At 62.9% G+C, this 6636-nt stretch carries 5 protein-coding genes; 2 read left to right on the top strand and 3 right to left on the bottom strand.

Translation table 11 applies throughout. From position 1 onward, the window contains the following. Positions 1-982, top strand: a 982-nt coding sequence (locus FJ222_05575; protein ID MBM4163893.1) for a hypothetical protein, incomplete at its 5' end; no start/stop codon positions are given. Positions 983-1036: 54 nt separating this feature from the next. On the opposite strand, the gene FJ222_05570 is transcribed toward FJ222_05575, so the two are convergent. Next, positions 1037-1621, bottom strand: coding sequence for an aminodeoxychorismate/anthranilate synthase component II (locus FJ222_05570; protein MBM4163892.1), 585 nt, complete (start codon positions 1619-1621; stop codon positions 1037-1039). A gap of 14 nt (positions 1622-1635) precedes the next feature. Further along, positions 1636-3117, bottom strand: coding sequence for an anthranilate synthase component I (locus FJ222_05565; GenBank protein MBM4163891.1), 1482 nt, complete (start codon positions 3115-3117; stop codon positions 1636-1638). Between the two features lie 303 nt (positions 3118-3420). On the opposite strand from FJ222_05565, the gene FJ222_05560 reads away from it, so the two are divergent. Next, positions 3421-4953 (top strand): helix-turn-helix domain-containing protein, encoded by a 1533-nt coding sequence (locus tag FJ222_05560; protein MBM4163890.1) that lies wholly within the window; start codon positions 3421-3423, stop codon positions 4951-4953. A 352-nt stretch (positions 4954-5305) separates the two neighbouring features. On the opposite strand, the gene FJ222_05555 is transcribed toward FJ222_05560, so the two are convergent. Continuing rightward, complete coding sequence (locus FJ222_05555) at positions 5306-6550, bottom strand: ATP-binding protein (GenBank protein ID MBM4163889.1); 1245 nt, start codon at positions 6548-6550, stop codon at positions 5306-5308. Positions 6551-6636: the final 86 nt, after the last annotated feature.

Genomic DNA, 6636 nt, shown 5'->3' with positions numbered 1-6636 from the left:
CTCCGTCGGCGCGTACGTGCTGGACGTGCCCAGCATCCGAGACACCCGCATGCCTGCGCTCAAGGCCAAGGACGCCATCGCCGACCGCTTCCGCCGCGCACGCGGCAGCCGGCCCGATTCAGACAATACCTTTGAGGGAGCTGCGGTCTTTATCTATTGGCGCGAGGACGACCTGCGCATCTGCATTGACACCACGGGCGAGCCCCTGAGTCGGCGCGGCTACCGCTTGCAGCCCGGTGCGGCGCCGATGCAGGAGGCGCTCGCCGCAGGCTGCATCATCGCTTCGGGATGGAAGGCCGACACGCCGTTCGTCGTCCCGATGTGCGGCAGCGGCACGCCTGCGATCGAGGCCGCCCTGATCGCCCGCCGCCGCGCGCCGGGCTCCTTCCGCAACCATTTCGCCTTCATGGCGCTCAAGGGGTTCGGGGACCGGGATGACGCCGCTCAAGCGCGCAAGCAATTGTCCCGAGGCGCGTGGCTGCCGCAGGCCGACGGCACCGTCAAGCTCGCGTCGGCATCGGCTCTGCCGCCCCGCGGCCTCAAGCCCGCCTCCGCCTGGCACGTGCTTGTCACCCATGCGCGCGCCCAAGAGAAGACCGAGGGTCTGCCGATGATCATCGCCACCGATATCAACCCCGACGCCGTGCATGGCGCCGAAGCGAACGCGGGGATGGCGGGGGTGCGCGACATGATTCGCTTCTCCGTGTGCGATTTTGCCGACACCCCGATGCCCGCAACCGCCGGCATTCTTTTCATGAACCCCGAATACGGCGAGCGGCTGGGCACGGTCGAGGAGCTTGAACCGCTGTATGTCCGCATCGGCGCGTTCATCCGCGCCCGCTGTGCCGGCTGGCGCACGTTCATCCTCGCCGGTAACCGCACCCTCTCGGTCAAGATCGGCCTCAAGGCTTCCAGCCTTCAACCCGTCTTCAACGGTCCGATCGAGTGTCGGCTGCTCGAGTTCGAGGTGTACGGCGACTGACAAGCAGGGGCGCGATCACGAGGCTCGGCTTCTGCAGGCCACCCGTCCCGCGCCTCACGTTCCGCTGCGGGTGGTGGACTTGAGGAAATTGCGGAGGATCCGCTTGCCCACGGCGGTCATGATCGACTCGGGGTGGAACTGGATCCCCTCGGTGGCGTGCGTGAGGTGACGCACGCCCATGATCTCGCCGTCTTCGGCTTCGGCCGTGATGATGAGGTCGGCGGGCAGGGTGGCGCGGTCAATGGCGAGGGAGTGGTAGCGCATCGCCTTGAAGGGGCGGGTCCCGAGTCCATCGAAAAGACCCTTGCCATCGGAGGTGACCTCCGAAACCTTGCCGTGCATCAGGCGCTTGGCGTGGACGATGGTGCCGCCAAAGACCCGTCCGATCGCCTGATGGCCGAGGCAGACGCCCAGGATCGGGATGCGCCCCGAGCAGGCGCGAATCAGGTCGCACGAGATGCCGGCATCTTCGGGGCGGCCGGGGCCGGGCGAGATGATGAGCGCCTCAGGCGCCAGGGCGGCGACGTCGGCGAGGGTGACGGCATCGTTGCGAACGACCCGGAGGTTGGCACCCATCTCGCGCAGGTACTGCACGATGTTGTAGGTGAACGAATCGTAGTTGTCGATCATCAGAATCATGGGGCTCTCCCGGTTTACAGGCTCATGAGTTCGAGGGCGCGGGCGACCGAACGGGCTTTGTTGACGGTCTCCAGCCGCTCGCGTTCGGGATCGGAGTCGGCGACGAGGCCTGCGCCTGCGCGGACCGTGAGGCGGCCATGCTCGATCACGGCGGTGCGGATGCAGATGGCAAAATCCATGTTGCCGCCGAAGGCGATGTAGCCGACCGCTCCGCCGTAGGGACCGCGCGGCTCGTGCTCGATCTCGGCGATCAGCTCCATGGCTCGGACCTTTGGCGCGCCCGACAGGGTGCCCGCAGGAAAGGCGGCGGGCAGGAGATCGAAGGCGTCGTGGCCCGGTTCCAGATCGGCGGTGATGTTCGAGACCAGGTGCATGACATGCGAATAGCGTTCGACCACCATCAGGTCGGTGACCTGCACGCTGCCGGGAATGGCGACGCGGCCCAGTTCATTGCGGCCGAGGTCCACGAGCATGAGGTGTTCGGCGCGCTCCTTCTCATCCTGCAGCAGATCGTCGGCGAGGGAACGGTCCTCTTGCTCGGTCGTTCCGCGCGGCCGGGTGCCGGCGATCGGACGGAGGGTGGCGGTGCGGTGTTCGAGGCGGATCATGACCTCGGGCGAGGACCCCACCAGGGACAGGCCGCCGAACTTCAGCAAAAAGAGGTAGGGCGACGGGTTGATGAAGCGCTGGGCGCGGTAGAGGCCCATCACGTCGTCGGGCGCGGCGCAGGCGAAGCTCTGTGAGAGGACGCACTGGATGACGTCGCCGTCGAGGATGTGCTGCTTGACGCGCAAGACATTGTCGCGAAACTCCTGTTCGGGGCGGGTGGGGAGGGGCACGATCCGCTTGGCGGGCTTGCGCGGGTGGGTGGCCGGCGGCAGGGGGCGCGCGAGGATGGCCAGGATCTCGTCAACGCGCGCGCGGGCCGCGTCGTGGAGCACCCCGGGCTCGCCGCCGTCGGCGGTGAAGGCCAGAGCCAGCACGGTGAGGGTGTGGGTGACGTTGTCAAACACCAGCAGCGTGTCGGGCAAGACGAACTGAGCGAGCGGTTTCTCGGCCGGCAGGCGGTTGGGGATCCGCGGCTCGAAAAAATGCGCCATCTCGTAGGCCAGATAGCCGACGAGTCCGCCGCAGAAGCGCGGCAGCCCGGGAAGATCGGCCAGCGTGTAATCCTTCATCAGCGCGCGGAGCACAGCCATCGGCTGGCCGGCGTGGGGCGTGCGGGTTTCTGCAAAACCCTGACGGACCACCACATCGTCTCGAAAGACCGCGACGTGGGTGCGCGCGGAGATGCCGACGAAGCTGAAACGGCCCCACCGCTCGCCGCCTTCGGCCGACTCGAGCAGGAACAGAGGATCGGCGCTATCGGCAAACCGGGCGACCACCGAGACCGGGGTCTCGGTGTCGGCCAGAATGCGCGTGCCGACCGGAATGACCGTGGCCTTCCGCGCCGCATCGCAGAACAATTCGCGGGTGGGAAACGTCTCTAAAATCATGATCGTGTGCCCTTCATCAAGGGAATGCCCCTTGTTTGAGTGTTTCTATATACAGAAACATCGGGCCAACGTCAAGAGGCAATTCTAATTATGAGGCGATTGGGTCATCGGGGTCGGGGTCGGTATCGGAACCGGGGTCGAATTTCCGTTGGTTTTATCGATACCGATACCGACCCCGACGCCGATGGGATCATCTCCCAAAATAGTCGTTGATATATCATAACGTCCATGCTATCTTATGGACATACAAGGGCATGGTGGAAATAAAACCGGAAGTTAACTCAAAAGGAAAGGCTGGCGATTATGAAGAAGAGGCAAACGCGAGTGTTGAACCGGGGTGGAGAAGAGAAAAAATCCGATACACGTGCGACCTGCGGAGACGACCTGCTGGACATGAACCAGGCTGTCGATTTGCTGAGAACCAGTCGTCCCACGGTTCTCAGATGGTTGCGGGCGGGGAAGATTCAGGGCGTGAAGGCAGGACGTCAGTGGCGATTTCCCCGAAAGGAGATCGACCGATTTCTCAAAGGACAGGACCCTATAACGGAATTGAACGCCGATATCAACCCACTGCTTGGCGCCCTGAACGAGCGTCTGACTCAATGCGGGATCTCTGCGGGTCAGCCGTTGGCTGAGGGGGACAAGGTTGCTCAAGCGGTCAGTGCCATGATGCTCCTGGGCGTGGTACTCAAGGCGAGTGACTATCACATCATCCCGACGCTCGACCAGGCGGGAAAGCAGCCGACCGTTGAACTCCGGTATCGCGTCGGCGGCGTGCTGCAACGGGTGGCAACCATCGATCCGCGTCTCTTGGCCCCTGTCATCACGCGTTGGAAGCGACTAGCCAACTGCGATGTTCGCGAGAGCCAACTGCCGCAGGATGGGCGCATCGTCGCGAAAATCCGGGAACAGGACTGCGACCTGCGGATTAGTTTTCTTCCGCTTCGTCTGGGCGAATCGCTCACGGTGCGCTTGCTTTCCATGAGCGAGGTGGTGCCGGATCTGGATCGATTAGGATACCTCCTGCCAGTGAAGACCAAGCTGGAACGGGCACTGACCGCACACTTCGGCATGGTTGTCTTGACGGGACCCATGGGATGCGGCAAGACGACCGCGCTTTATGCCTGTCTCAAACGCCTGGCATCGCCCGACGTCAAGATCATTACAATCGAAGAAGATCCCATCGAATGCCTGGTGCCGGGTGTTGCGCAAATGCAAGTACGCCCGTCGATCGGCATGACTTTTGCATCCTCGCTGCGTGCAACCATGCGCGCGGCCGCGAACGTGTTCCTGATCGGAGAAATTCGAGATCTGGAGACATTGGAGTTGGCGCAACAATGCGCGTTGACCGGACACAGGGTCCTGACTTGTCTGCACACCCAGGATGCCGTCGCCGCTCTGCGGCGTATGGTGGACATCGGCAGCCGGCCGTTCTTCGTGGGCGATACCACTCGGCTCGTGGTAGCTCAACGCCTGATCCGCAAGCTTTGCCCCAAGTGCAGCCGACCCGCAGAACTGTCCGCATGGAGACTGGAGCGGGCCGAGCAGATTGCGCGTGAGGGCGGCTTGGATTGGGACGCGCTTACAAAGAACTTCCGGGACCCCGTGGGTTGTCCGGCATGCGGGCGAACGGGATACCGCGGTCGGACGGTCATTGCCGAGGCACTGGAGATGACCCCCGAACTGGAGGACGCTTTGGTTCATAATGCGACAGCGGAAAAATTGCGGACGCTCGCGATCACGCAGGGCATGATCCCCTTCACGGCGGAAGGCATACAGCGGGCGGCATCCGGAGAAAGCACGGTGGATGAGGTCTTGCGCTTCGCCGCAGGATAGTGAGCCTTTGAACCAACACCCCACACCCAACGCTCATGGGTAGGGCAGCGGCGTCCCGCCGCGCCGAAGGTGCATGGCGGATGTCACAGGGAAAGCGCGAATGGGCGACTTGCGCTGATCCGATTTGCTTTTATCATTGGCCTGCGGCGCGGCGGGGACGCCGCGATGGAAAGGCCCGTCCCTTGCCGCGATGGAAAGGCCCGTCCCTTGCGGGGTTCATCCCTTTTTTGGATGGCCACAAAAAGCACAAAAGACACAAAAGCGTTTTGTGATTGTTGTGCCTTCTGTGGTGGTTGACGTTGGGTGTTGGACGTTTCTCATCCATTGGCCGCGCCACAGCCAATGGGTCGGATCAGGGATTCTTCCCCGTCCAGAGCGAGGTGATCGGCCACGCCTGCAATCCCGTCCCGAAAGGCAGAGGGGTGTCTCCGCCATAGAAAACAACCCCGCCCACCCAGGCGTCACCGCTCAATGCAGCCAGGGCTTTGAGTCCGTTTAGATCCTCCCCTCGCAGGGTTGCGGAGGCTTTCACTTCCACGCCGACAACACGCCCGCGACCATCTTCCAGCACGAGGTCCACTTCCTGCCCGGTTGCCAGCCGGAAGTGACTGGCTTGCACGGGAAAAGGGGACCATGTCGCTTGCCGCAACAGTTCGTCCACAACAAACGTCTCGACCAGTCTCCCCCAGTGGGAGGGATGGCCTGCTAACCGGGCGGCGTCGATCCCCAGCAGGTGACAGGCTAGCCCCGCGTCATTGAGATGAAGTTTGGGCGCCTTGGTGAAACGCTTGCCTGAGTTGCGTGACCATGTCGGCAACAGCCGGATCAGGAACGTGGCCTGCAACAACGCGAGATACCGCTTCAGCGTATTGTGAGAGATGCCGGCATCGCGCGAGAGTTCGGCGACATTGAGAAGGCCTGCCGTGCGCGTGGCAAGCAACGACAGCAGACGCGGCATCTCCGTCAGTCCCTCGATGTTCGCCAGATCACGCACATCCCGTTGCAGGATCGCCGTAAGATAGGAGCCGAACCAGGCCGCACGCCGGGTCGGATTGGCACGAGCCAACGCCTCGGGATAGCCACCTGTCACCACGCGGTCTGTCAGATCCCGTTCTTTCCCGGCCCACGCCATCTCCGCCGGACCTTCTCCCGCAAAGAGCCGTTGCGGCACATTGTCCATCACGTTCGCAATCTCCGCCTGGGCCAACGGTTCCAAGGTGAGGATCTCCATGCGGCCAGCCAGCGATTCCGAAAGTTTGGGGAGCAACAGAACATTTGCCGAACCGGTCAGGAGGTATCGTCCCGGTCGGCGGTTCCGATCCACTTCCAGCTTGATGGCCGGAAAGAGTGCGGGGACATGCTGAACTTCGTCCACGATCAGCAGTTCGGCGGGTTGGCGAACGAAACCGACCGGGTCCGCGACGGCTGCGGCCAGCGTTGCGGCATCGTCAAGCGTACGGTAGACGGCGCCCGGACGATCGGCGACAATTTTCTGCACGAGCGTGGTTTTTCCGCTCTGGCGCGCGCCATTCACCAGTATCACCGGCGTATCCGTGAGCGCCGCAACCAATTTAGTACTTAAACCCCGTGTATACATGGCAGCAATTATGCCACGTGGTGGCAGATTTGCAATAACTTTTTTCGGTCTTGTCTCTTTCCGCTTGCGTCGCCGCTGTCTCTATG

The sequence above is a fragment of the Lentisphaerota bacterium genome, from assembly GCA_016873675.1.
Lineage (GTDB): Bacteria > Verrucomicrobiota > Kiritimatiellia > RFP12 > JAAYNR01 > VGWG01.
Note: the sequence above shows the minus strand (reverse complement) of the source record. Positions and strands in the feature narration are given on the sequence as shown.